This window comes from Agromyces binzhouensis, from assembly GCF_042672355.1.
Classification (GTDB): Bacteria; Actinomycetota; Actinomycetes; order Actinomycetales; family Microbacteriaceae; genus Agromyces; species Agromyces binzhouensis.
In genome coordinates, this window is the sequence record NZ_JBHXVJ010000011.1 from 1 (window position 1) to 22,850 (window position 22,850).

The following is a 22,850-nucleotide window of genomic DNA, read 5'->3' on the forward strand; positions in this document are numbered from 1 at the left end:
CGCCTCACTCCGAGGCGGCGCCCCTCGCGTCGTCGAGGGTGAGCGCCGCGACGACCCCGGCGCCGACCATGAGCAGGATGCCGATGAACGAGGTCACGACGACGCCGCCGTCGAACGCGTGCGCCGCGGATGCCAGCAGTTCGGCGGATGCCGCGGCGGGCAGCGACTCCGCGACGTTGACGGCACCCGCGAGCGTCTCGCGCGCGGCATCCGCCTGCGATGCCGTGAGGCCGGCGGGCAGGTCGAGCGACGCGCGGTACCACGCCGCGAGGATGCTGCCGAGGAGCGCCGTGCCGAGCACCGCGCCGAGTTCGTAGGCCGTCTCGGAGACCGCCGAGGCCGCGCCGGCCTTCGCCGGCGGCGCCGCCGAGAGGATGAGCTCGTTCGACACGGTCTCGGCCATGCCGATGCCGAGTCCGAGCAGCACGAACGCCACCACGACGCCCGCGACGCCCTGGCCCGCGGTGAGCGCGACCGTGAGGTAGCCGGCGGCGGAGACCGCGAGCGCCGTCGGCACGAGCACGCGCGGGCGGATGCGCCGGGCGAGCGGCACCACGGAGAGGCCCGCCGCGATCATGGCGACGAGGCCGGGTGCGAGCGCGAGCCCTGCCTGGACCGGCGAGAGCCCGGCGACGAGCTGGAGGTGCTGGGAGACGAAGAAGAGGAACCCGACGAGCGCGATGACGCTGAGGAGGTTCACGACCACGCCGCCGCCGAACGCGCCGACGCGGAAGAGGCGCATGTCGAGCATCGGCGTGCGCGCTCGCAGCTGTCGACGCACGAACCACGCGCCGAGCGCGAGTCCGCCGACGATGGATCCGACCGCGACGACGTCGACGCCCTCGGTCGCCAGGTGCTTGATGCCGTAGACGGCCCCGCCCATCGCGCCGAACGAGAGCACGATGCTGAGCACGTCGATGCGGCCGGGCGCGGGGTCGCGGCTCTCTGGGATGAGCATCGGCAGCAGCACGACGAGCGGCACGAGCACCGGCACGGCGAGGAGGAACACCGAGCCCCAGGCGAAGTGCTCGAGCAGCACGCCGCCGACGATCGGGCCGAGCGCGGCGCCGGCCGCGAAGCCGGACGCCCAGATGGCGATCGCGAGGCGCCGCTCCTCGCGCTCGGTGAAGACCGAGCGGAGCAGCGACAGCGTCGAGGGCATGAGCATCGCGCCGAAGAAGCCGAGCGCGGCACGCGCCGCGATGAGCGCCTCGGCGGTCGGCGCGAACGCGGCGGCGATCGACACGACGGCGAACCCGATCGAGCCGATGAACAGCATGCGACGGCGGCCGAACCGGTCGCCCGCGCTGCCCATGGCGACGAGGAGCGCCGCGAGCACGAGCGGGTAGGCGTCGATGATCCAGAGCTGCTGCGCGGCCGTCGGGCCGAGGTCTCGGGCGATCGCGGGCAGCGCGAAGCTCAGCACGGTGTTGTCGACCGCGACGAGCAGCACCGGCAGCATGAGCACGGCGAGCGCGACCCAGCGGCGGGTCGCGCCGCGCCGCGCGACCGAGCCGACGCGGCCGGGGTCGGGGCGCGGGGCGGATGCCGCGGCATCCGTCTTCGCCTCGGCGGCGGCACCCTGGAGGGTCGGGTCGATCGTGGTGGTGTCGAGTTCGTTCGTCATGTCGGAGTCCTATTACTGTACCGGCTGGACGGTAGAGTATCAGATGCCGACGACCGTTCCCCTCGCTACCATCGGAGCCATGAGCCGACCCCCCGCCGCCCGCGACGCCGTCCTCGACGCCTTCGAGCGACTGCTCATCGACGGCGGCGTCCGCGCGGCGACGCTCGACGCGACCGCCCGGTCCGCCGGCGTGTCCAAGGGCGGGCTGCTCTACCACTTCGCCAGCCGCGACGCGCTCATCGAGGGCGTGCTCGAGCGGTTCTCCCAGCTCGTCGACGACGACATCGCCGTGCTCGAGGGCGCGCCGGAGGGCGCCATCGCGTACTACGTCCGGAGCTCGATCTCACAGGACAGCCCGCTCGAGCGCGCCGGCGTCGCCGCCGCACGGCTCGCGCAGGCCGGCAGCGCGCCCGCGGTGCGGATGATCCGCGACGTCCGCGACCGATGGCTCCGCGCCATCCGCCGGCACGTGCCCGACCCCACGATCGCCCTCGCCGTCACGCTCATCGGCGACGGCCTCTACTACGACTCCGCGCTCCACGGCGTCGACCCCGAGATCGGCGTCGACGCGCCGCACGGCGCCGACATGGACGCCCTCGTCGCACTGCTCGAGCAGCTCGCGCACGGCGGCGCCGGCGGGGCGGCCGACTGACGGTCGACGCCAGCGGCGCGGATCGCGTGCGGGCCGCCCGCGACGAATCGCCCGGTGACGCCGAAGGGCGGCGGGTCGCGCGTGCGACCCGCCGCCCCGCGGCATCCGTCTCGGACTAGGACTCGGTGATGTCGATCTCGACGAGCACGTCGGCGGCGATCGCCTCGCCGACCCGCTCGAGCACCTCGGCCGGCACCGGCGAGTCGACCGTGAGCACCGACAGCGCCTGGCCGCCCGCCTCGCGTCGCGCGATCTGCATGCCGGCGATGTTGATGCCCGCCTCGCCGAACTCGCTGCCGTAGACGGCGACGATGCCCGGGCGGTCGGTGTACAGCATCACGATGTGGTGGTCGGCGATCGGCACCTCGACGTCGTAGCCGTTGATGCCGACGAGCTTCTCGGTCTGCTTCGTGCCGGTGAGCGTGCCCGACACCGACACCTGCGTGCCGTCGGCGAGCGCGCCGCGCAGCGTGATGACGTTGCGGTACTCGGGGCTCTCGGCATCCGCGATGAGACGGACGGCGACGCCGCGCTGCTCGGCGAGGAGCGGCGCGTTGACGTACGACACCGACTCGCTGACGACGTTCGTGAAGACGCCCTTCAGCGCGGCGAGCTTCAGCACGCTCACGTCGTAGTCGACGAGTTCGCCGTGCACCTCGACGTCGAGGCTCTCGAGCGGGCCCTGGGCGAGCCCGGCGAAGAGCTGGCCGAGCTTCTCGACGAGCGGGATGCCGGGGCGCACGTAGGGGTCGATGATGCCGCCCGCGACGTTCACGGCATCGGGCACGAGCTCGCCCGCGAGCGCGAGGCGCACCGACTTCGCGACCGAGATCCCGGCCTTCTCCTGCGCCTCGTCGGTCGAGGCGCCGAGGTGCGGCGTGACGACGACGTTCGGGAGGGCGAGCAGCGGCGACTCCTTCGGCGGCTCCTGCACGAAGACGTCGAGGCCGGCGCCCGCGATGGTCTTCGCGACGAGCGCGTCGTGCAGCGCGTCCTCGTCGATGAGGCCGCCGCGCGCGACGTTCACGACGAAGGCCGTCGGCTTCATCTTCGCGAGCTGGTCGGCGCCGATCATGCCCGTGGTCTCCGGCGTCTTCGGCATGTGGATCGTGATGAAGTCGCTCTGCTCGAGGAGGTCGTCGAGCGTCACGGTCTGCACGCCGAGCTGCTGCGCGCGCGCGGCCGTGATGTACGGGTCGTACGCGATGACCTCGACGCCGAACGCCTGCAGGCGCGCCGCGATGAGCGCGCCGATGCGACCGAGGCCGATGATGCCGACCGTCTTCTCGTAGAGCTCGGTGCCGGTGTAGGCCGAGCGCTTCCACTCCCCCTGCGCGAGCGCCGAGTGCGCGGCGGGGATGTGGCGGGCGAGGCTCAGGATGTGGCCGACCGTGAGCTCGGCGGCCGAGATGATGTTCGAGGTCGGGGCGTTCACGACCATGACGCCCGCGGTCGTCGCGGACTTGATGTCGACGTTGTCGAGGCCGACGCCCGCACGCGCGATGACCTGCAGCTTCGGCGCCGCGGCGATCGCCTCGGCGTCCACCTTGGTGGCCGACCGGACGAGGATCGCGTTCGCGTCGGCGAGCGCCGCGAGCAGCGCCGGACGGTCGGTGCCGTCGACGTTGCGCACCTCGAAGTCGGGCCCGAGGGCGTCGACGGTGGCGGGCGAGAGTTCTTCGGCGATCAGCACGACCGGCTTGGTCACGGACGGATCCTCACTGCGTTCGGGGATGCGGTGCGTGCACCGCGGGACGTCGCGCCGGCGTCGTCGGGGCGCGGATGACGCGGCCAGCCTACTTCAGGGGTATCGCGCCGCCCGAATCGTGTGACGTGCTCAGACGAGCGGCGGCATCCGTCGCCCTCGCTCAGGCGAGCAGCGCGTGGGCGGTACGGTGGTACCGCCCACGCGGGCGCGAACGCGGCCGTCACTGTGTCAGGCGCAGACGCCGCTCGACCTGGTCGAGGGTGCTCGGTACCTCGCTCGAGGGCTGTGGTTGGCCGGCTCGGCGCTCGGCCTGGTCGCGATACTCGTACGGCGCGATCTCGGCGAGGAGCGCCTTGGACCGCAGCTGCCCGCGCAGTGCGTCCTGCTCGGCCATGGTGGCGCGACGCGTGTCCACGTCGCGAAGTGCCGCGTCCCGATGCTCGGCACGCAACGCCTCGGTGTCGACCCGTGTCGACCGGTCGCGGTCGACCGTCGAGGGCCCGTGCTCGGCGCACGCGCTGAGCCCGATTCCGAGGCTGAGGGAGGCGAGGATCGCGGCTCCCGTGGCGATGTTCCTGGTTCGTGTCCTGGTATCCATGACCTCAGGCTGGATCCGCCCGGTATGGCCACGAATCGGCACGGGTATGGGTTCGGTATGGGCCTCGGGACGTGTTCGTTGACAGCCCGCTCGCGGAGCTTCCATCATGAGCTCGTGGAGATCCGGGCATTCGGTGACCTCGCGATCGACGGTGGACGGCTCAGCCCCAAGGAGCGCGCTCTCCTCGCCGCCCTCGTGCTCGACGCCGGGCGGCCCGTCACCCCGGCGGCGCTCGCCGACGCGGTGTGGGGCGACGATCTGCCGGCGACCTGGCCCAAGCAGGTCCAAGCGGCAGTCGGATTCATCCGTCGCGCGCTGGGCGCCTCGGCGATCACGACGTCCCGCGCAGGGTACCGGCTCGACGTGAGCCCCGACGCGATCGACGTCGTGCGATACGAACAGCTGGTCGCCGACGCTCGAGACCATCGGGAGCAGGGTGACCCCGCGCGGGCGATCGACCTGCTCGACCGCGCCGAGTCGCTGTGGCGGGGAGCCCCCTACGCGAATCTCGACACCGCGCGTGCGGCCGCGGAGGCCGAACGTCTGGGAGAGATCCGACTGACGGCGGCCGAGGATGCGCTCACCGCTCGACTCGAGTGCGGGGAGCACAGAGCGGTGGTGCCGGATGCCGAGCGCCTCGTCCGCGCCGAGCCGCTCCGCGAACGGCGTTGGGCCATCCTCGCGACCGCCCTCTACCAGGGCGGTCGCCAGGCCGAGGCACTCGCATCTCTCCGACTCGCACGGACCCGCCTCGCCGACGACCTCGGGATCGAGCCGGGCGCCGAGCTCGTCGACCTCGAGGCAGCGATCCTGCGGCAGGATCCAACGCTCGATGCTCCGGCCGCAACAGGCGGCGAGGAGTCTCGATGCCCGTACCGCGGTCTCGAGGCGTACGGTCCCGGCGACCAGGAGGAATTCTTCGGTCGTGACGATGACATCCGCGCCGCTCTCGACCGCATCGAACGCTCCATGTTCCTCGCCGTCTCCGGCCCATCGGGATGCGGCAAGTCGTCACTCCTCCTCGCCGGCGTGGTGCCTTCGCTGCGCGCCCGGGGCCGCACCGTGACGGTGATCCGCTCCCCCGCCGCGTCGATCGAACGGCTTCGCGGAGCACTCGACGCATCCGCGACGGACGTCCTCGTCATCGACCAGTTCGAGGAACTGTTCCATGCCGGCCTGGACGATTCGGGCATCGACGACGTCGCAGGGCGAGTCGCCGCCATGACCCGGGCAGGCACCAAGGTCGTCATCGCCGTTCGAAGCGACTTCCTCGACGACTGCACGAGCCGGCCGATCCTCGCACCGCTCTTCGCCGACGGCGTGCACCTCGTCGGTCCGCTCACCGAGAACGGACTGCGTGCCGCGATCGAGGAGCCGGCGCGACTCGCCTCGCTGCGGCTCGAACCGGGCCTCGTCGAGCTGATCCTCCGAGACACGGCCGGAGAGCCCGCCGGTGTGCTCCCCCACGTGTCCCACGCCCTGGTCGAGACCTGGATGCGGCGGGAGGGCCGGACGATGACGGTCGCGGGATACGAGGCCTCCGGAGGGATCGCAGGGGCCATCGCCCAGTCGGCCGACCGCCTGTACAGCGGCCTCGACGAGGCCGAGCGCGAGGTGTGCCGGACGACGTTGCTGCGGCTGGTCTCGATCAGCCCCGAAGCCCTCCCCGTCCGGCGACGGGTCGCGCTCAAGACCATCCGCGAGGACCCCGCTCGAGCTGAGATCGTCGAACGCCTCGAGTTCGCCCGGCTCGTCAGCTCCGACCAGGATTCAGTGGTCGTCTCGCACGAGTCCCTCGCGCTGGCATGGCCGAGACTCCGCCGTTGGCTGGAGGCCGATGCGGAGGGCGCGAAGACGATGACGGCGATCGCGGCGGCCGCAGAGGCGTGGGATGCCGACGGGCGGCCCGACGACGAGCTCTTCGTCGGAGCGCGACTCCAAGCCGCGCTCGAGTGGCGCACCGCGACGAACCCCGAGCTCATGGGCGTCGAGTCGGCGTTCCTCGACACGAGCGCGGCGAAGGCCAGGGCCGCTGCGGACGCGCTCGCCGAGCGAGCACGGCACGACCGACGCCAGAACCGCCTGCTCCGGGGCCTCCTGGCCACGGCCGTTGCGCTCGTCGTCATCGCCGCCGGATCGGGTGTCCTCGTGGCCATCGGCGCTGCGGAGACCGAGCGGCAGCGGACCCAGGCCGACATCGAGGCGCTCACGAGCACCTCCCTTTCCTTCCGCGGGACCGAGCGCGACGTCGCGGCGCTCCTCGCGGTGGAGGCCTACCACCGCTGGCCCGACGATGCGCGGACTCGCTCAGCCCTCTTGGGGGCGATGACCGCATCGCACGGGCTGGTCGGCGCGACGTACGTCGAGGGAGTCGAACGGATGACCGGGGTCGTCGTTCCGGGTACCCGTCACGCCGTGCTGGCGACGTCCGCGCAGGAGGTCGGCGTGTTCGACGTCGAGTCCGGGGACCTCATCCGACCGCTCGACGTGCCCAAGCTGCACTCGGGCGTCGACAGTCGGATGGGGCCGACCGTCAGCGGCGACGGAGGACGGATGGCCCTCGCCGAACGCGAGTTCGGCGAGCAGGGCCCCACGGGCATCGTCCGGATCACCGTCGCCGACGTCGCGACCGGAGATCGGGTGGTCGGTCCGATCGAGGTCGACGCCTCCCTCAGCTCGATCACGATCGACGGAGACGGCGCGACCATCGCCGCGCTCGACGAGACCGGCGGCGTGCGGCTCGTCGATGCCGGTGACGGCACGGTCCGCACCGTCGCCGGCACCACGACGCACGAGCCGGAACTCGACACCAACCGGGCCGGGGTCGTGCGATTCGCGCCCGACGGACGTCTCCTGTACGGGACGCTCGAGGGGCCGCTCCTCGTCATCGACCCCACGTCGGCGACGGTCGTCGACATCGTTCGGATGCCGGCCGCATCGACGAACGTGTCGATGAGCCTGCTCCCGGACGGTCGGGTGATCACGACCGGAGATCGACGGATCGCACTCGTCGACCCCGCGGCGAAGCAGGTGACGTGGTCCCAGGTGTTCGCGACCCGGCTCGACAGTCCCTGCGTCTGGGTCGCGGCAGCCGCTTCCCTCGGCACGGTGTACTGCGCCGACTCATGGGGCAGCATCGAGGAGCGGAGCCTCGAGACCGGCGCTCCGACGGACCGGGCCTTCTCGCCCCAGCTCGGCTTCGTGGGACCGCTGGCTCTCTCGGAGAGCGGCCGGGAACTGATCGTGATCGGGCGCGGGAATCCGGCGATCACGCGGTGGATGCTGGACGGGTCGGGAGCGGTGACGCGCGTCGTCGCACCCGGTTGGTCGATCCTTGACCGATACTCCTCCTCCGGCGCGAGCCTGCTGGTCGGCCGACGCACCGATGATCTGGGTTCGTGGGAGGACTATCGCGAGTTCGCGGTACTCGACGCTCGCACGGGCGAGATCACCCGGACTCTGCCGACTCCGTCCTACGGCGTCAGGTGGGTCGGCTCGGAGACCCTCCTCGGCGACATCGGCGGCCTCGGAGAGCAGTACGTCGCCTCGTACGACATCCGCACGTCGATGACGTCGCTGGTGGAGGCCTTCCCGCGCAGGACCGTGGACGTCTGGGCGAACGCAGACGGGCGCCGAATGTACGTCGGGACGGAGACCGGCGACATCCTGACGTACGACTCGACCACCGGTCGGCGAGTGGAGCCGACGCTCCATGCGGACGCAGGCCTCTTCAACGTCACCACGAACCCCGACGGAAGCGAGGTCCTCGTGACGAGCGCGAAGGGTTTCGACCCCGCGACGACGACGGTCTTCGACGCCGACACCGGCGAGCGGCTCCGTACCGGCCTCGAGGGGTTCTTCTGGACCACGATGACCGCACGGGGTGAGATCATCGCCGCGACGAACAACCGCATCGTGCGCTTCGACGCCGAGACGATGGAACGGATCGGTTCGCTCCCCGGCGTCCCCGGGGGCATCGACGAGATCAGCGTGAGCCCCGACGGGCGGACACTCAGTGTCTATGCCATGAACGAGACGGTGTCGGTCTACGACTTGGTGGGCGGCATCCGGCTGGGCGACCCGATACCGGTCTCGGGTGAATTCACCATGTCCGGCCCCTTCGGGGCGAACGGCGATGAGATGGCGGTGAACGTGCCCGGCGGCATCGCCCTCTGGGATCTCAGGCCATCGGCCCAGGCCGAGGCCGCGTGCGCGATGGCGGGCCGCGATCTCACCCGCGACGAATGGGGGGCCTATCTCGGCGACGTGGACGAGTACCGTTCGACCTGCGGATTCGGCACCCTCGAGTAGTACCTCGTCGTCGGGGTGCGGCCGCTCAGGCGAGCAGCGCGCCCGGACCGAACATGAGCAGGATGTCGAGGTAGAGCAACGCCGACACGGCCAGCCCTGCAAGGTAGAGGGCCGCCTGCACGAGTGCGCTGCGGCGCCTGCCGATGAGGAAGGCGATCGCGAAGAGCGCGACCGGCAGGAGGATCGCGAGGATCAGGACGATCCAGCCCGTGACGCTGAGGGTCGTACCCAGGGCCGAGGCGACGCCGGCGATGCCCACGAGGTTGCCGACGGCCTCCCACGCGTCGTACGCGAAGAACAGCCCGAACGCGATCGCGAGCACCAGTTCGAGCCAGAACGGCGTGCGACGGGCCCGAGCGGTCGCCGCGGAGCCGGTGCCGGCCGGGTCGGTCGAGGCGGGCTCGGCGCTCATACGGTCACCCCCGCCACGAACGGGACGGGCAGCAGGACGACGGCGCCGACCGCGAGCCAGGTGAACCGCAGCGGGACCTGCCCGCGCGTGAGGGCGAACGCGACCGCGAACCACATGGCCGGGGCGATCACGGCGAGCGCGAGACCGAGCGCGAACATGAACTGCCCGACCGGGTCGGTCGCCGTGTTCGTCACTCGGAGCACCGTGAGGATCCAGCCCAGCGTGTAGAGGAGGAACACGCCGCCGAAGACGCCCAGCAGCACCAGCTCGGCCGAACCGATCTGCGGCCCCGCAGGGGTGCCGTCCGCACTGGTGGATGCCGCGGCATCCGTCGCCTCGTCATCGCCGTCGCCCGCCGCGTCGCCGGGCGTCGTCGGCTCGCCGACGCGCTTCCACCCGGGCGCGAGCGTCGCGTCCTCGTCTCCCTCCCAGCGGAGGGCATCCTCATCGTCGCCGTCACGGCCCATGTGATCACCCTATCGACGGCCGTGCCCGCCGGACGCGACGGCGGGCACGACCGGCCCAACCCGGGCGATCAACGTCCGCCGAGCGGACTCAGGTCGTCGTCGACGGTGTCGACGACGGCCACCTCGTCGATCGGAGGCTGCGACGACCGCGTCGCCGCGTTCGATCCGTTCGGGCTGAGATCGTCGTCGACGGTGGAGGTCGGAAGCCTGAGCAGCTCCTCCAGCTGCCGCGCCTGCATCGGGCTGAGGTCGTCGCGGACGGCGGACGACACCGACGTCTTCGCGGATTCGGAGGTCTCCTCCGAGCGGGTGCCCTGGCACCCGGCGAGCGCCACGCCGAGGGCGACGGCGGACGCGGCAGCGGTGATGCGGATGACTGCGGTTGCGGTGTTCATGGTTCGACGGTTCGCCCCACCGGTATGGGACAGGCGCTCGAGCGGTATGCATCCGGTATGCGTCGCCCCGCAGCCTCGTTGACACATGGTCTCTCGCGGGAGAACACTGCGAGCATGGGCATCAGGGTCTTCGGCCCGCTCCGTCTGGATGGGTTCTCGCTCAGCCCGCGCGAGCGCATCGTGCTCACCGCGCTGGTCCTCCGCGCCGGCCGGCCGATGACGACGGACGAGCTCGCCGATGCGGTCTGGCGGGACGCGCCGCCGGAGACCTGGCCCAAGCAGCTCCAGGCGTCGGTCGGGCGCATCCGTTCGGCCCTCGGACGCGATGCGATCGAGACCAGACCCGGCGGCTACACGCTCCGCATCGACCCCGACAGCGTCGATGCCGAGCGATTCGAGCGCTTCGCGTCATCCGCCGAGGAGCACTTGGAGGGCGACGACCCGGCGCGCGCGGTGGACGCCGCCGACCGCGCGTTCGCGCTCTGGCAGGGCTCGCCCTACACCGACCTCGCCGACTGGGCACCGGCCGTCGTCGAGGCGGAGCGCCTCCGCGAGGTGCGGATGGGGCTCGAGGAGGTGCGGCTCGCGGCGCGGCTGCGGCTCGGCGAGCACGCGGCATCCGTTGCCGAGGCCGAGCGTCTCGTGCGTGAGGCGCCGCTGCGGGAACGCCGATGGACCATGCTCGCGACCGCGCTGTATCGAAGCGGGCGGCAGGCAGACGCACTCGCCGCGATACGCACGGCGAAGGAGCGGCTCGCGGCGGACCTGGGCGCCGAGCCCGGCCACGAACTCCGGGAGGTGGAGATCGCCGTCCTGCGTCACGACGACTCGCTCGAACTCGGCGACGCACCGCGACCTCCGAGCGACGCCTGCCCCTACCGCGGGCTCGCCCCGTTCGGGGTCGAGGACGAGGACGACTTCTTCGGGCGCGCGAGCGACACGACCGCGGCGCTCGCCAGGCTCGCCCGATCCCGATTCCTCGCGGTCTCGGGAGCCTCGGGGAGCGGGAAGTCCTCGCTCGTGCGAGCGGGCCTCATCCCCGCCCTGCGGCGTCGGGGCGACCGCGTCGTGCTGCTGATCCCTGAGCGCGACCTCGACGTACACGTGCGTGACGCGCTGTGGGGAGCGCGGCGCGCAGATGTGATCGTGATCGACCAGTTCGAGGAGGTCTTCCACGTCGGCGAGGCCGACGTCGACGCCGCTGCCTCGGCGATCGCCGAGGCCGCGGCGTGCGGGACGACCGTGGTGCTCGTCGTCCGCTCCGACTTCCTGGACGACTGCGCCGCCCACCCCGACCTCGCGCCGCTCGTGGCCGAGGGCGTGCACCTCGTCGGCCCGATGGCGCCCGACGCACTGCGCGAGGCCATCGAGCAGCCCGCGAGACGGGCGGGGCTCCGGCTCGAGCCGGGCCTCGTCGAGCTGCTCCTCCGAGATGCCGCGGGCGAGGCCGGGGCACTCCCCCACCTCTCGCACGCGCTCGTGGAGACGTGGCTGCGACGCGAGGGCGGAACCCTCACGGTCGCCGGCTACGAGGCTTCGGGTGGCATCTCCGGCGCGATCGCGCAGTCCGCCGACCGTCTCTACCAGTCGATGGACGCCGAGCAACGCGCGCTCTGCCGCTCGGTGCTGCTGCGGCTCGTCGCACTCGCTCCCGACGGGACGCCGGTGCGCCGGCGCGTCCCGTCGAGGCCGCTGCGATCGGATGCCGCGCGCGACGACGTGCTCACGCTCCTCTCCCGCGATCGCCTGATCAGCGCCGAAGCGGAGTCGGTCGAGGTGGCGCACGAGTCACTCGCCACGGCCTGGCCGCGACTGCAGTCCTGGCTGGCGGAGGACGCCGAGAGCACCCGCCTGCTCAACGCCGTCACGGCGGCCTCGGAGGCCTGGGCCGCTGCCGGTCGGCCGGACGACGACCTGTATCGCGGCGCACGACTGCAGTCGGCCCTCGAGTGGCGGGATGCCGCTCACCGCGACCTCACCGACGTGGAGGTCGCCTTCCTCGACGAGTCGGCTGCACGCGCTACCGCCGAGCGCGACGAGCTCGCCGAGCGCGCCCGCCGCGACCGTCGCCAGAACCGTGGCTTGCGTGCACTGCTCGCCGGAGCCATCGGTCTCATCATGCTGCTGGTCGGCGTCGGTTCGGTGGCGGTGGTCGCATCGCGGGAGGCGAGCGCACAGCGCGACAACGCGACGATCGAAGCACTCGTCGCGACGGCGCTGTCGCTCAGCTCGAGGGAGCGCGACGTCTCGGCCCTCCTGGCCGCCGAAGCGTACCGACGCTGGCCGGACGACCCGCGCACCCGATCCGGGCTCATGGGGGTGCTGCAGCACGCGGGCGGCTTCATGGGCAACGCCTACGTCGACGAAGCGCCGGTTCCGGGTGCCGTCGTTCCCGGGACCGAGACCGCCCTCGTCGCGACGCCGGACGGAGGCATCTCCATCCGCGACCTCGAGACGGGCGCCGTCGTCCGAGCGTTCGATGCGCCGACCCCGGCACCGTTCATCGGTCGCCCGGTCCCCCTCGCCGGAGTGAGCGACGACGGCCGTGTCGGCGTCGTGCTCCGGCCAGTCGAGGCGGAGTCCGCCGGACCCTTCGATCGCGACGTCGTGTCCTCCGAGCTGGTCGCCCTCGACCTCGCGAGCGGCGAGCCGGTGCTCGGCCCCGAACCGGTGCAGATCGGCAACGGTGCACTCGCCGTCGCCCCGGACGGATCGACGATCGCGATCGCCGATGACCGCGATGGATCGATCGCGATCGTCAGGACCGACACCGGGACCGAGCGCCGACTTCCCGCTCGGTCGACCGAGTCCAGCACCTCCCTGCTCTTCGCCGCCGACGACCGACTCCTGGTGGGGGGTCCCGGCGCAGAGGTTCGCATCGTGGACGTGACGACCGCCACGATCGTCGACTCGGTACCGGTGCCGGAGTACACGGCGAACCTCGCGCTCACGATCAGCTCGTCCGGCACGCTCATCGCAAGCGGCGATGCCGGGGTCATCGCCTACGGCCTCGGCGAGCAACGACTGCTCTGGCGCAACGACGGACTCCCGTCGCCGTGCAACTCCGTCGCGGTCTCCGAGGAGGTCGGACGGGTCTACTGCGCGGGATGGGCCGGGCTCATCCCGCAACTCGACCTCGCCGACGGCACCGCGTTCGAGTCCGACCTGACGTCGCTGCTCGGGGACACCGGCCCCCTCTTCATCACCGATGGCGGGACGACGCTGGTGGCCATGCTCGTCCACTCCGGCGTGATCGCACGGTGGAGCCTCGCCGGCGACGGCCCGGCCCGCCGGCTCCTCGCGCCGGGGGAACTCGCCCTCACCGATTACGGCCGAACGGAGAGCACGATCGTCACGGCTCCACCCGGGACCGGCGATACCACCGCGAGCGGGTCCTGGTCGGACGCGGTCGTGCGCGACTCGTCGACGGGCGAGATCCGGTACCGGTTCGACGCTCCGCTGTCGGACGTCACGTGGATCGCGGACGACCGTCTGATGATGCGGTTCTCGGGCGAGGATGAATGGCGCGTGATCGAACCCGACGGCTCGTCTGCGCCGGCGCCGTGGCAGGGGGACTGGTTCTGGCTCATCGATGCGGGGACGAGGATGGTGACGCGCACCGACGCGCCTTCGATCTCGGTACTGGATGCGCGCACGTTCGAGCCGATCGGCGACCCGATCGACATCGGCGGCATGCCGGCGTGGGCGTCGGCGGCGCCGGACGGCTCACGGCTCGGGATCACCTACTTCACCGACGACGCCACGATGATCGACGGCGAAGTCTCGCCATTCCGGCTCGCGATCGTCGACCCCGCGACCTCCGAGATCCTCGCGGATGAACGGGTCCCGTTCGGCGCCTTCATCCTCATCGGCGACGGCCAGCTGATCGGCATGAACGACGACCGCGTCGACCGATACGGGATCGATCCGATCGAGAAGATCGGCACCCTGCCCGGCACCGCGGGCGGCCTCGGTTCGCCGACGCTCAGCGACGACGGCCGGACCCTGCTGGTCAGCGCGGGGGACGGATCCAGGATGCTGTACGACCTGCCGAGCGGCGTGCGCCTCGGCGAGCCGATCACGGGCGGAACGGGCAGCACCGGCATGCTCCGCCCGGACGGCCGCGAGATGGCCATCACGATGCCGGAGGGCGTCATCGTCTGGGACCTCGACCCGGAGCGCCAGTTCGCCGCGGTGTGCCGCATCGCCGGTCGCAACCTGACCCCGCAGGAGTGGAGCACGTACCTCGCCGACTTCGGCGCCCCCGAGAACACCTGCGGATTCGACGACTGAACCGGCGATGCCCGGTGCCCCGGCCCGGTCGCCACGATCGCGAGATCCGTGTCCGCTCAGCCGCAGGAGTCGGCCACCAGTCGCTCAGACGTGTCGGCCGTCACGAAGGGCCGCTGCGCGAGTGCGAGGACGGCGCACTCCTTCACAGTCCGGGGCTGGCGACCGGTCGCGGCGGCCATCCGCTGCTCGATGCGGTCCGCGGGGAGCCCCGCGAACTCCTGGGCCAGGGCCTGGCGCCGCTCCGCCTCCCGGAGGATGGCCTCCTCGAGGCGGTCGGCCGGCGCAAGGTGGGACAGGTACGCGGGCCGCTCCGCCCGGACGCCCGCCGACACCCCTCCACCCTGGGTCTGCGCGGCAGTCGCACAGGCCGAGAACGACAGGGCGACTCCGACGGCGGCCACGATCCCGGCCGAGGCGCGAACGATGCGTACGCGGCGGTTCCCGATGCGAGTGTTCATGATGCTCCCTTCGGCCGGAACGATTCCGGCGTTCGCATTCACGCTCGCAACCTCGGATATCGGCGGACGATCGGTCGATATCCGTGCGATATCCGTTCGGAACGGGCACAATTGACCGTTACCTGAGATTGTCTCGATACTTCAGGCATGAGCATGCGGATTCTCGGCCCGATGGACACCGGCGGCCCTTTGCTGAGCCCGAGGGAACGCACCATCCTCACCGCGCTCATCGTGCGACGAGACGCCGTGGTCTCCCCCGCCGAACTCGCCGAGGCGTGCTGGGGCGAAGCGCCTCCGGCCACGTGGGCGCAGCAGATCCGCAACGCCGTCGCGAAGATCCGATCGAGGCTCGGCGCCGATGCCGTGCGCACGGTCGGCGTCGACTATCGACTCGGGATCGAGCCCGACGCGATCGACGCGGTGGAGTTCGAGCAGGCGGTCGCGCAGGCCCGGCGGCAGGCGCTGCAGGGCGCGCACGATCGTGCGGCGGCGGGCTTCAGGAAGGCGCTCGCGCTCTGGCGTGGCGCTCCACTGCCTGACGCCGCGGACTGGCCACCCGCCGTGATCGAGGCCGCCCGCCTGGTCGAGATCCGCAGGAGCGTCGAGGAGGAACTGCTCGACGCCAGGCTCTCGGCCGGCGAGCGAGGCTCCGTGATCGCCGACGCCGAGCGCCTCGTACGCGAGGAGCCGCTTCGCGAGCACCGCTGGGCGATCCTCGCGCTGGCGAACTACCGGGCCGATCGGCAGGCGGAGGCGATCGCGGTCATCCGCGGTGCGCGAGAGCGGCTCGCCGGCGACCTCGGCATCGATCCGAGCCGAAGCCTCGTCGAACTCGAGACGGCCATGCTCCGGCAGGACCGGAACCTCGAGGCACCCGATATCGTGCTGGGCGAACGCGAGGTCGCGGCATCCTGCCCCTATCGGGGACTCGCCGCCTACGGCGACGACGACCGCGCGCTCTTCTTCGGTCGCGATGCCGACATCGAGGAGGTCCTGGCGCGCTGCGGTCGGCAGTCGGTCGTCTCCGTCGTGGGGCCGAGCGGGTCGGGCAAGTCGTCGCTCGTGCGCGCGGGCGTCGTGCCCCGACTGCGCGACCAGGGCCGCAAGGTGGTGATCGTCACGCCCGGCAGTGCGGGCGCCGAGCAGCTGCGGGCGTCGTTCGGGGACGGCGCGGCGGTGGTCTGCATCGACCAGGCCGAGGAACTCCGGACGCTGCCGGACGACGAGCTCCGCGAGGTCGGCGTCCGCTCGGCCGAGTGGGTCGAGCGGGGCGGATGCCTCGTCCTGGCCCTGCGCTCCGACTTCATCGACCGGGCGACCGGCATCCCGTCGCTCGGGACGCTCATCGGTCGCGGCCTGTACGCGCTGTCGCCCCTCGGCGAGGACGGCCTACGGGAGGCGATTACCCGCCCCGCCGAATCGGCGGGACTCGAACTCGAGCCCGGCCTCGTGGAGCTCATCCTTCGCGACGCAGGTGATCGGCCCGGCATCCTCCCGCCGCTCTCGCACGCGCTCGTCGCCACCTGGACCAGGCGCGAGGGCGCGACCCTCACGGTCGACGGCTACGAGACCTCGGGAGGTATCGCGGGCGCGATCGCCCTGTCGGCCGAGCAAGTGTTCCGGGGGCTCTCGCCGACCCGCCAGGAGGTGTGCCGGTCGCTCATGATGCGCTTGGTCGAACGCACGCCGGAGGGCGTGACGGTGCGCCGCCGGGTGCCGCTGGCCACGCTGAGCTCGAGCCCGGAACGGCGTGCCGTCGTCGAGGCCCTTGTGCAGGCGCGCCTCGTCACCATCGACGGCGACGCCGCGATCATCGCGCACGAGGCGGTGGGCACCACCTGGCCGCGTCTTGACGGGTGGCTGACCGAGGACGCGGCGAACGCCCGCATTCTGCGACGGATCGAGGCCGCCGCAGCCGCGTGGGACGCGGCGGGGCGCCCGCCGGACGACCTGCTGCGCGGCGCCCGCCTGCACGGTGCGACGGAGTGGCGCGACGGCGCGGACCCCGACCTCACCCCGATCGAGACCGCGTACCTCGACGCCTCGCTCGAACTGCACCGGTCGGAGATCCGCGAACTCGAAGCCCGCTCCGCCCTCGACCGCAGGCGCAACTCGTGGCTCCGCGGCGCGCTCGTCGGGGCCGCGCTGCTGCTGGTGGCCGCCGTCGTCTCGGGCGGCATCGCCGTCGTGCGCGGCAACGAGGCGAGTGCCGCCGCCGAGGACGCGACGATCGAGGCGCTTGCCGCGACCTCGCTCGGCATCCGCGACAGCGACCGCGCCGTCGCGGCGCTCCTCGCGGTCGAGCTGCAGCGTCGCTGGCCCGACGACTCACGGGCACGATCCGCACTGATCGGAGCCCTCACCGGCGCGGACGGGCTCGTGGCCCGGCTCTCCCTCGGCGAATCAAGGGTGAACGGCGCACTGGTCCCGGGCACCCGAACGGCCTTCATCGTCGAGGATCGCCTGATCGACGACGAGTCCCCCGGGGCCACGGCCGAGCCTCGTTCGGTCCGGGTGATCGATCTCGACGACGGCCGCACGATCCGCGAGTACGACGTCGACCTCGCACCGGTGGACTCGAGGTTCGAGCGCGACGTGTTCGTGAGCGAGGACGGATCGACCGCGTTCATCCAGTCGGGCGCGCAGCGCGATCCGGCGCGCGACAGCTGCTGCAGGAACTACTTCGACGCGGTCGACCTGGCGACCGGGGAGCAGCCCTTCCCGACCGTGGACTTCGACGACCGCACCGGGCAGGTCCCCGTGGTGGTCGCGGACGGGTCCCGCGCCTACTTCAACCACGCCGTCACCGGGGATCCGGGCTGGGTCGACCTCGCGACCGGCGCGGTCATGTTCTCGGTCGAGCACGACCCGCTCGAGTTCGAGGGCGTTCCCCTGTACACCAACGGTCTCGCGCTGATCGACGAGCGGCTGTACGTCGGCGGCGAGGAGGGCATCGTCGCGTACGACGCGTCGAGCCTCGAGCGGCTGGGACGGCTGGGCGACCTGCCCGGCGACCTGGTCAACCAACTGCTGCTGCCCGACGGCGACGGCGGGCTCATCGTCTCCGGGAGCGAGGGCGGGGTCGCGCGCCTCGATCTCGCCTCCGGCGAGGTGCTCTGGCAGCGCGCCCCCGACGAGATGCGCTGCGGCGAAGCGATCATCGTGCCGCCCGACCGATTCGTCTGCACCGACGGGATCGGACAGATCCATCAGTTCGAGCTCGCGACCGGTCGGGCCACGGGCGCGTCGCTCGACACCCTGTCGGACTGGAGTCGCGGGCTCGGCCTCCTTCCGGAGACCGAGGAGGTGGTGACGTTCACGACCCGATCTCCGGCATCCCTGCTGCGATGGCGCATCGACGGCATGCCGGCGATCACCCGCCCCATCGCCGAGGGCCAGGTCGCGGTCGACGGGTTCGGCGCCGACGACACGCTGCTCATCACCGCTGACGCGCCCGCCGCGCACGGCGCATCGCCCGGGGCCGTCCGGCTGTGGAACGTCGAGGACGACACGCGGGCGAGCGACGACGCGTTCGAGCAGGTGTGGGTCGGCCGGGACACCGTCGCGGTGAACCAGACCGGGTTGGGCGACCAGGTGCTGCGTTCCGTCGACTCGGACGCGACGATCGAGGTCGACGTGCCCGACGACGCGCGCGACGGATGGTTCGTGCCGCATGGCTCGACCGGTTCCTACGGGTTCGTGGTGATGCACGAGGGGTTGCTCGCCTTCGACCCCGGCAGCGGCGAACCCGTGACGCTGATCGAAACCGCGGTCGACCCCGTCATGTTCGGAAGCGGGCATTCGCAGGTCGGCGAGGATCGGGTCTCGTTCACCTGGTGGGACGCCGAGCACGGCCGCACCGTCACGAGCGTGTATGACATCGCTTCCGGCGAGGAGGTCGCACGAGGGCTCGAGGACGACGAGACCGTGGTGGGCCTGCCCGGTGGCGATGTGGTGAGCGCGAGCGCGGCTCGCCTCAACCGGAGCACGGGTGAGCTCGAGCCGGTGCACTCGTTGCCGAAGTCCGGCGTCACCCCGGCCTACATGAACGTCAGCGACGACGGCTCGACCCTGCTGCTGTCCGGTCACGACCAGCGCATCGCGATCTACGACGTGATCGACGTGCGGCGGCTGGGCGACGAGATCTCGACGCCCCAGAGCCCGAGCCAGTGGTGGCCGGCGGGGTTCCTGAGCTCCGACGGCCGACTGATGGCGACGAACACCTTGGACGGCGTGCTCCTCTGGGACCTCGACCCCGGCGCCATGCGCGACGCCGCATGTCGCATGGTCGGCCGCGACCTCACCGAGCTCGAGTGGGCGACCTACTTCGGCGACGAGGCGTACCACGCCACCTGCGCCGACTCCATCGGGTCGGGTGTCACGGCGGGTTGACCGCCCCGAGACGGATATTCGACGAGGGCGCCCGAAATGCGATGTGCATGGGCGCCCTCGTGAACCAGTGCGGCGACGGTCGCTGAAGCGCGGGCCCTAGCGGGCGACCTCGCCGTCGACGTAGTCGTCCTCGCTGACCTGGGTCCACGCGAACAGCTTGCGCAGCTCGCGACCGGTGGTCTCGATGGGGTGACCCTCGCCCTTGGCGCGGAGTTCGAGGAACTCCTTGGCGCCGTTGTCCTGGTCGTCGATGAAGCGCTTGGCGAACGCGCCCGACTGGATGTCGGCGAGCACGGCCTGCATGTTCTCCTTGACGTGCGGGTCGATGACGCGCGGGCCCGAGACGTAGTCGCCGTACTCGGCGGTGTCGGAGACCGACCAGCGCTGCTTCGAGATGCCGCCCTCCCACATGAGGTCGACGATGAGCTTCAGCTCGTGGAGCACCTCGAAGTAGGCGATCTCGGGCTGGTAGCCGGCCTCGGTGAGGGTCTCGAAGCCGTACTGGACGAGCTGCGAGACGCCGCCGCAGAGCACGGCCTGCTCGCCGAACAGGTCGGTCTCGGTCTCCTCGGTGAAGGTCGTCTTGATGACGCCGGCGCGGGTGCCGCCGATGGCCTTGGCGTACGACTTCGCGAGGTCCCAGGCGGTGCCCGAGGCGTCCTGCTCGACGGCGATGATGTCGGGGATGCCGCGGCCCGCGACGAACTCGCGGCGGACGGTGTGGCCCGGCGCCTTCGGCGCGACGAGGATCACGTCGACGCCCTCGGGCGCCTGGATGTAGCCGAAGCGCACGTTGAAGCCGTGGCCGAAGACGAGGGTGTCGCCCTCCTTCAGGTTGTCCTTGACGGACTCGGCGTAGATGTGGCGCTGGAACTGGTCGGGCGCGAGGATGACGACGACGTCGGCCCACGCGGCGGCGTCCGCGACGCTCTTGACCTCGAAGCCGGCCTCCTCGGCCTTCTGGGTCGACTTCGACCCCTCCTTGAGGCCGATGACGACCTCGACGCCCGAGTCGCGGAGGTTCTGCGCGTGCGCGTGGCCCTGCGAGCCGTAGCCGATGACGGCGACCTTCTTGCCCTGGATGAGCGAGAGGTCGGCGTCCTTGTCGTAGTAGATCTCAGCCATTGCTGTTCTTTCTCCTTGGGTGGGGTTCAGGTGACGGATGGCCTCGGCGCGACGCCGTGGCATCCGCTGGTCAGTTCTTGAAGACGCGCTCGGTGATCGACTTGCCGCCGCGCCCGATGGCGAGGAGGCCCGACTGGGCGATCTCCTTGATGCCGTAGGGCTCGAGGACCTTCAGCAGCGCGGTGGTCTTGCCGGAGTCGCCGGTGACCTCGATCACGAGCGCGTCGGTCGAGACGTCGACGACGCGGGCGCGGAAGAGGTTGACGGCCTCGAGCACCGGCGAGCGCGTGGTGTTGTCGACGCGCACCTTGATGAGCAGGTGCTCGCGCTGCACCGACTGGGCGGGGTCGAGCTCGACGATCTTGATCACGTTGACGAGCTTGTTCAGCTGCTTGGTGACCTGCTCGAGCGGCAGGTCCTCGACGTCGACGACGACGGTGATGCGGCTGAGGCCGTCGATCTCGGAGTGGCCGACCGCGAGCGACTCGATGTTGAAGCCGCGGCGGGCGAACAGTCCCGCGACGCGGGTCAGCAGGCCGGGCTTGTCCTCGACGAGGAGTGAGAGCACGTGGGTCGACATGTCAGTCCTCCTCGCTGAATGCCGGCGCGTGGTCGCGGGCGTACTGGATGTAGCTGTTGGAGACGCCCTGGGGGACCATCGGCCACACCATGGCGTCGGCGGAGACGACGAAGTCGATCACGACCGGGCGGTCGTTGGTCTTCAGCGCGAGCTTGATCGCGTCGTCGACCTCCTCCTCCTTCGTCACCCGGATGCCGAGCGCGCCGTAGGCCTCGGCCATCTTCACGAAGTCGGGGACGCGCGCGGTGTCGTGGCCCGTGTTCAGGTCGGTGTTGGAGTACCGGCCGTCGTAGAACAGGGTCTGCCACTGGCGGACCATGCCGAGCGAGGAGTTGTTGATGACCGCGACCTTGATCGGGATGTCGTTCAGGGTGCAGGTCGCGAGCTCCTGGTTCGTCATCTGGAAGCAGCCGTCGCCGTCGATCGCCCAGACGGTCCGGTTCGGCTCGGCGACCTTGGCGCCCATCGCCGCGGGAACCGCGTAGCCCATGGTGCCCGCGCCGCCGGAGTTCAGCCACGAGTTGGGGCGCTCGTACTTGATGAACTGCGCCGCCCACATCTGGTGCTGGCCGACGCCCGCGGCGTACACGCCCTCGGGCCCGGTGAGCTCGCCGATGCGCTGGATCACGTACTGCGGCGCGAGCAGGCCGTCGGAGGTCGGCGCGTAGCCGAGCGGGTACTCGGTGCGGAGGCCGTCGAGCGTCGCCCACCACTCGTCGATGTCGGGCGCACCCGCCTTGGTGACCTCGCGGTACGCGGCCAGCAGGTCGACGAGGACCTCCTTCGCGTCACCCACGATCGGCACGTCGGCGGCGCGGATCTTGCCGATCTCCGCCGGGTCGATGTCGACGTGGACGACCTTCGCGTCGGGCGCGAACAGTGCGGCCTTGCCGGTCACGCGATCGTCGAAGCGCGCGCCGAGGACGATCAGCAGGTCGGACTCCTGCAGCGCGAGCACGGCGGGGACGGTGCCGTGCATGCCCGGCATGCCCAGGTGCTGCTGGTGCGAGTCGGGGAACGCGCCGCGCGCCATGAGCGTGGTCACGACCGGTGCGCGCGTGCCCTCGGCGAGCGCGAGGAGCTCCTCGGACGCCCCGGCGCGGATGATGCCGCCGCCGACGTAGAGCACCGGCCGCTTGGCCTCGGCGATGAGCTGCGCCGCGGCGAGCACCTGCTTGCCGTGGGCCTTGGTGATCGGACGGTAGCCGGGCAGGTCGAGCTTCGGCGGCCACGAGAACGCGAAGGTCGCCTGCTGGGCGTCCTTCGTGATGTCGACGAGCACGGGACCGGGACGGCCGGTCGAGGCGATGTGCGCCGCGGCCGCGATCGTCGCCGGGATCTCCTCGGCGCGCTTCACGAGGAACGAGTGCTTCGTGATCGGCATCGTGATGCCGACGATGTCGGCCTCCTGGAACGCGTCGGTGCCCATGAGGTTCGAGAACACCTGGCCGGTGATCGCGAGCAGCGGCACCGAGTCCATGTGCGCGTCGGCGATCGCGGTCACGAGGTTCGTCGCGCCGGGACCAGAGGTCGCGATCGCGACGCCGAGCTTGCCGGTCGACGACGCGTAGCCCTCGGCGGCGTGGCCGGCGCCCTGCTCGTGGCGGACGAGGATGTGCCGAAGCCGGCGGCTGTCGAGCAGCGGGTCGTAGACGGGGAGGATCGCGCCGCCGGGCAGTCCGAACACGTCGGTGATGCCGATGAGCTCGAGCGATCGCACGACCGCCTCGGCTCCGGTGAGCATCTCGGGCCCGTTCTGGGACTGCGACAGGGTGGCGGGCGATGGCACGGTGCTGGCTTCCGTGGACATTCGATTCCTGTTCATGGTGATG

Annotated in this window: 14 protein-coding genes; 4 read left to right on the forward strand and 10 right to left on the reverse strand. The window is 71.5% G+C overall.

Features of this window, described 5'->3' with window-relative positions; all coding sequences use genetic code 11:
- Positions 1-4: 4 nt before the first annotated feature.
- Positions 5-1,627, reverse strand: coding sequence for an MFS transporter (locus ACFVHK_RS16750; protein ID WP_376929811.1), 1,623 nt, complete (start codon positions 1,625-1,627; stop codon positions 5-7).
- A 79-nt stretch (positions 1,628-1,706) separates the two neighbouring features.
- On the opposite strand from ACFVHK_RS16750, the gene ACFVHK_RS16755 reads away from it, so the two are divergent.
- Positions 1,707-2,279 (forward strand): TetR/AcrR family transcriptional regulator, encoded by a 573-nt coding sequence (locus tag ACFVHK_RS16755; RefSeq protein WP_376929812.1) that lies wholly within the window; start codon positions 1,707-1,709, stop codon positions 2,277-2,279.
- Positions 2,280-2,394: 115 nt separating this feature from the next.
- Here the strand turns inward: ACFVHK_RS16755 and serA are convergent, their stop codons facing one another.
- Complete coding sequence (gene serA / locus ACFVHK_RS16760; RefSeq protein ID WP_376929813.1) at positions 2,395-3,987, reverse strand: phosphoglycerate dehydrogenase; 1,593 nt, start codon at positions 3,985-3,987, stop codon at positions 2,395-2,397.
- Between the two features lie 220 nt (positions 3,988-4,207).
- Complete coding sequence (locus ACFVHK_RS16765; protein WP_376929814.1) at positions 4,208-4,585, reverse strand: hypothetical protein; 378 nt, start codon at positions 4,583-4,585, stop codon at positions 4,208-4,210.
- Between the two features lie 114 nt (positions 4,586-4,699).
- Here ACFVHK_RS16765 and ACFVHK_RS16770 point away from each other — a divergent pair, with 114 nt between their 5' ends.
- Complete coding sequence (locus ACFVHK_RS16770; protein ID WP_376929815.1) at positions 4,700-8,896, forward strand: nSTAND1 domain-containing NTPase; 4,197 nt, start codon at positions 4,700-4,702, stop codon at positions 8,894-8,896.
- Between the two features lie 25 nt (positions 8,897-8,921).
- Here the strand turns inward: ACFVHK_RS16770 and ACFVHK_RS16775 are convergent, their stop codons facing one another.
- The 3 genes from ACFVHK_RS16775 to ACFVHK_RS16785 all read right to left on the reverse strand — a co-directional run bounded on the left by ACFVHK_RS16775 (position 8,922) and on the right by ACFVHK_RS16785 (position 10,170).
- Entirely contained in the window at positions 8,922-9,308 is a 387-nt protein-coding gene (locus ACFVHK_RS16775) for a bacitracin resistance protein (protein ID WP_376929816.1), read from the reverse strand.
- Positions 9,305-9,775 (reverse strand): hypothetical protein, encoded by a 471-nt coding sequence (locus tag ACFVHK_RS16780; protein WP_376929817.1) that lies wholly within the window; start codon positions 9,773-9,775, stop codon positions 9,305-9,307. Before ACFVHK_RS16780 ends, ACFVHK_RS16775 begins: the two co-directional genes overlap by 4 nt.
- Positions 9,776-9,843: 68 nt before the next feature.
- Entirely contained in the window at positions 9,844-10,170 is a 327-nt protein-coding gene (locus tag ACFVHK_RS16785; RefSeq protein ID WP_376929818.1) for a hypothetical protein, read from the reverse strand.
- Positions 10,171-10,284: 114 nt separating this feature from the next.
- On the opposite strand from ACFVHK_RS16785, the gene ACFVHK_RS16790 reads away from it, so the two are divergent.
- Positions 10,285-14,463: an nSTAND1 domain-containing NTPase gene (locus ACFVHK_RS16790; RefSeq protein ID WP_376929819.1), complete on the forward strand. Its 4,179-nt coding sequence runs from the start codon at positions 10,285-10,287 to the stop codon at positions 14,461-14,463.
- Positions 14,464-14,519: 56 nt separating this feature from the next.
- Here ACFVHK_RS16790 and ACFVHK_RS16795 read toward each other — a convergent pair whose 3' ends face one another.
- The gene (locus ACFVHK_RS16795; protein WP_376929820.1) at positions 14,520-14,921 is read right to left on the reverse strand and encodes a hypothetical protein; all 402 of its coding nucleotides are present in this window, start codon (positions 14,919-14,921) and stop codon (positions 14,520-14,522) included.
- A 147-nt stretch (positions 14,922-15,068) separates the two neighbouring features.
- Between ACFVHK_RS16795 and ACFVHK_RS16800 the strand changes: the two genes are divergently transcribed.
- Complete coding sequence (locus ACFVHK_RS16800; RefSeq protein WP_376929821.1) at positions 15,069-19,313, forward strand: nSTAND1 domain-containing NTPase; 4,245 nt, start codon at positions 15,069-15,071, stop codon at positions 19,311-19,313.
- A gap of 96 nt (positions 19,314-19,409) precedes the next feature.
- Here ACFVHK_RS16800 and ilvC read toward each other — a convergent pair whose 3' ends face one another.
- The 3 genes from ilvC to ACFVHK_RS16815 all read right to left on the reverse strand — a co-directional run bounded on the left by ilvC (position 19,410) and on the right by ACFVHK_RS16815 (position 22,828).
- The gene (ilvC, locus tag ACFVHK_RS16805) at positions 19,410-20,438 is read right to left on the reverse strand and encodes a ketol-acid reductoisomerase (RefSeq protein ID WP_376929822.1); all 1,029 of its coding nucleotides are present in this window, start codon (positions 20,436-20,438) and stop codon (positions 19,410-19,412) included.
- Between the two features lie 70 nt (positions 20,439-20,508).
- Complete coding sequence (ilvN, locus tag ACFVHK_RS16810; RefSeq protein WP_376929823.1) at positions 20,509-21,018, reverse strand: acetolactate synthase small subunit; 510 nt, start codon at positions 21,016-21,018, stop codon at positions 20,509-20,511.
- 1 nt (position 21,019) lies between these two features.
- Complete coding sequence (locus ACFVHK_RS16815; RefSeq protein ID WP_376929824.1) at positions 21,020-22,828, reverse strand: acetolactate synthase large subunit; 1,809 nt, start codon at positions 22,826-22,828, stop codon at positions 21,020-21,022.
- Between the last annotated feature and the right edge of the window lie 22 nt (positions 22,829-22,850).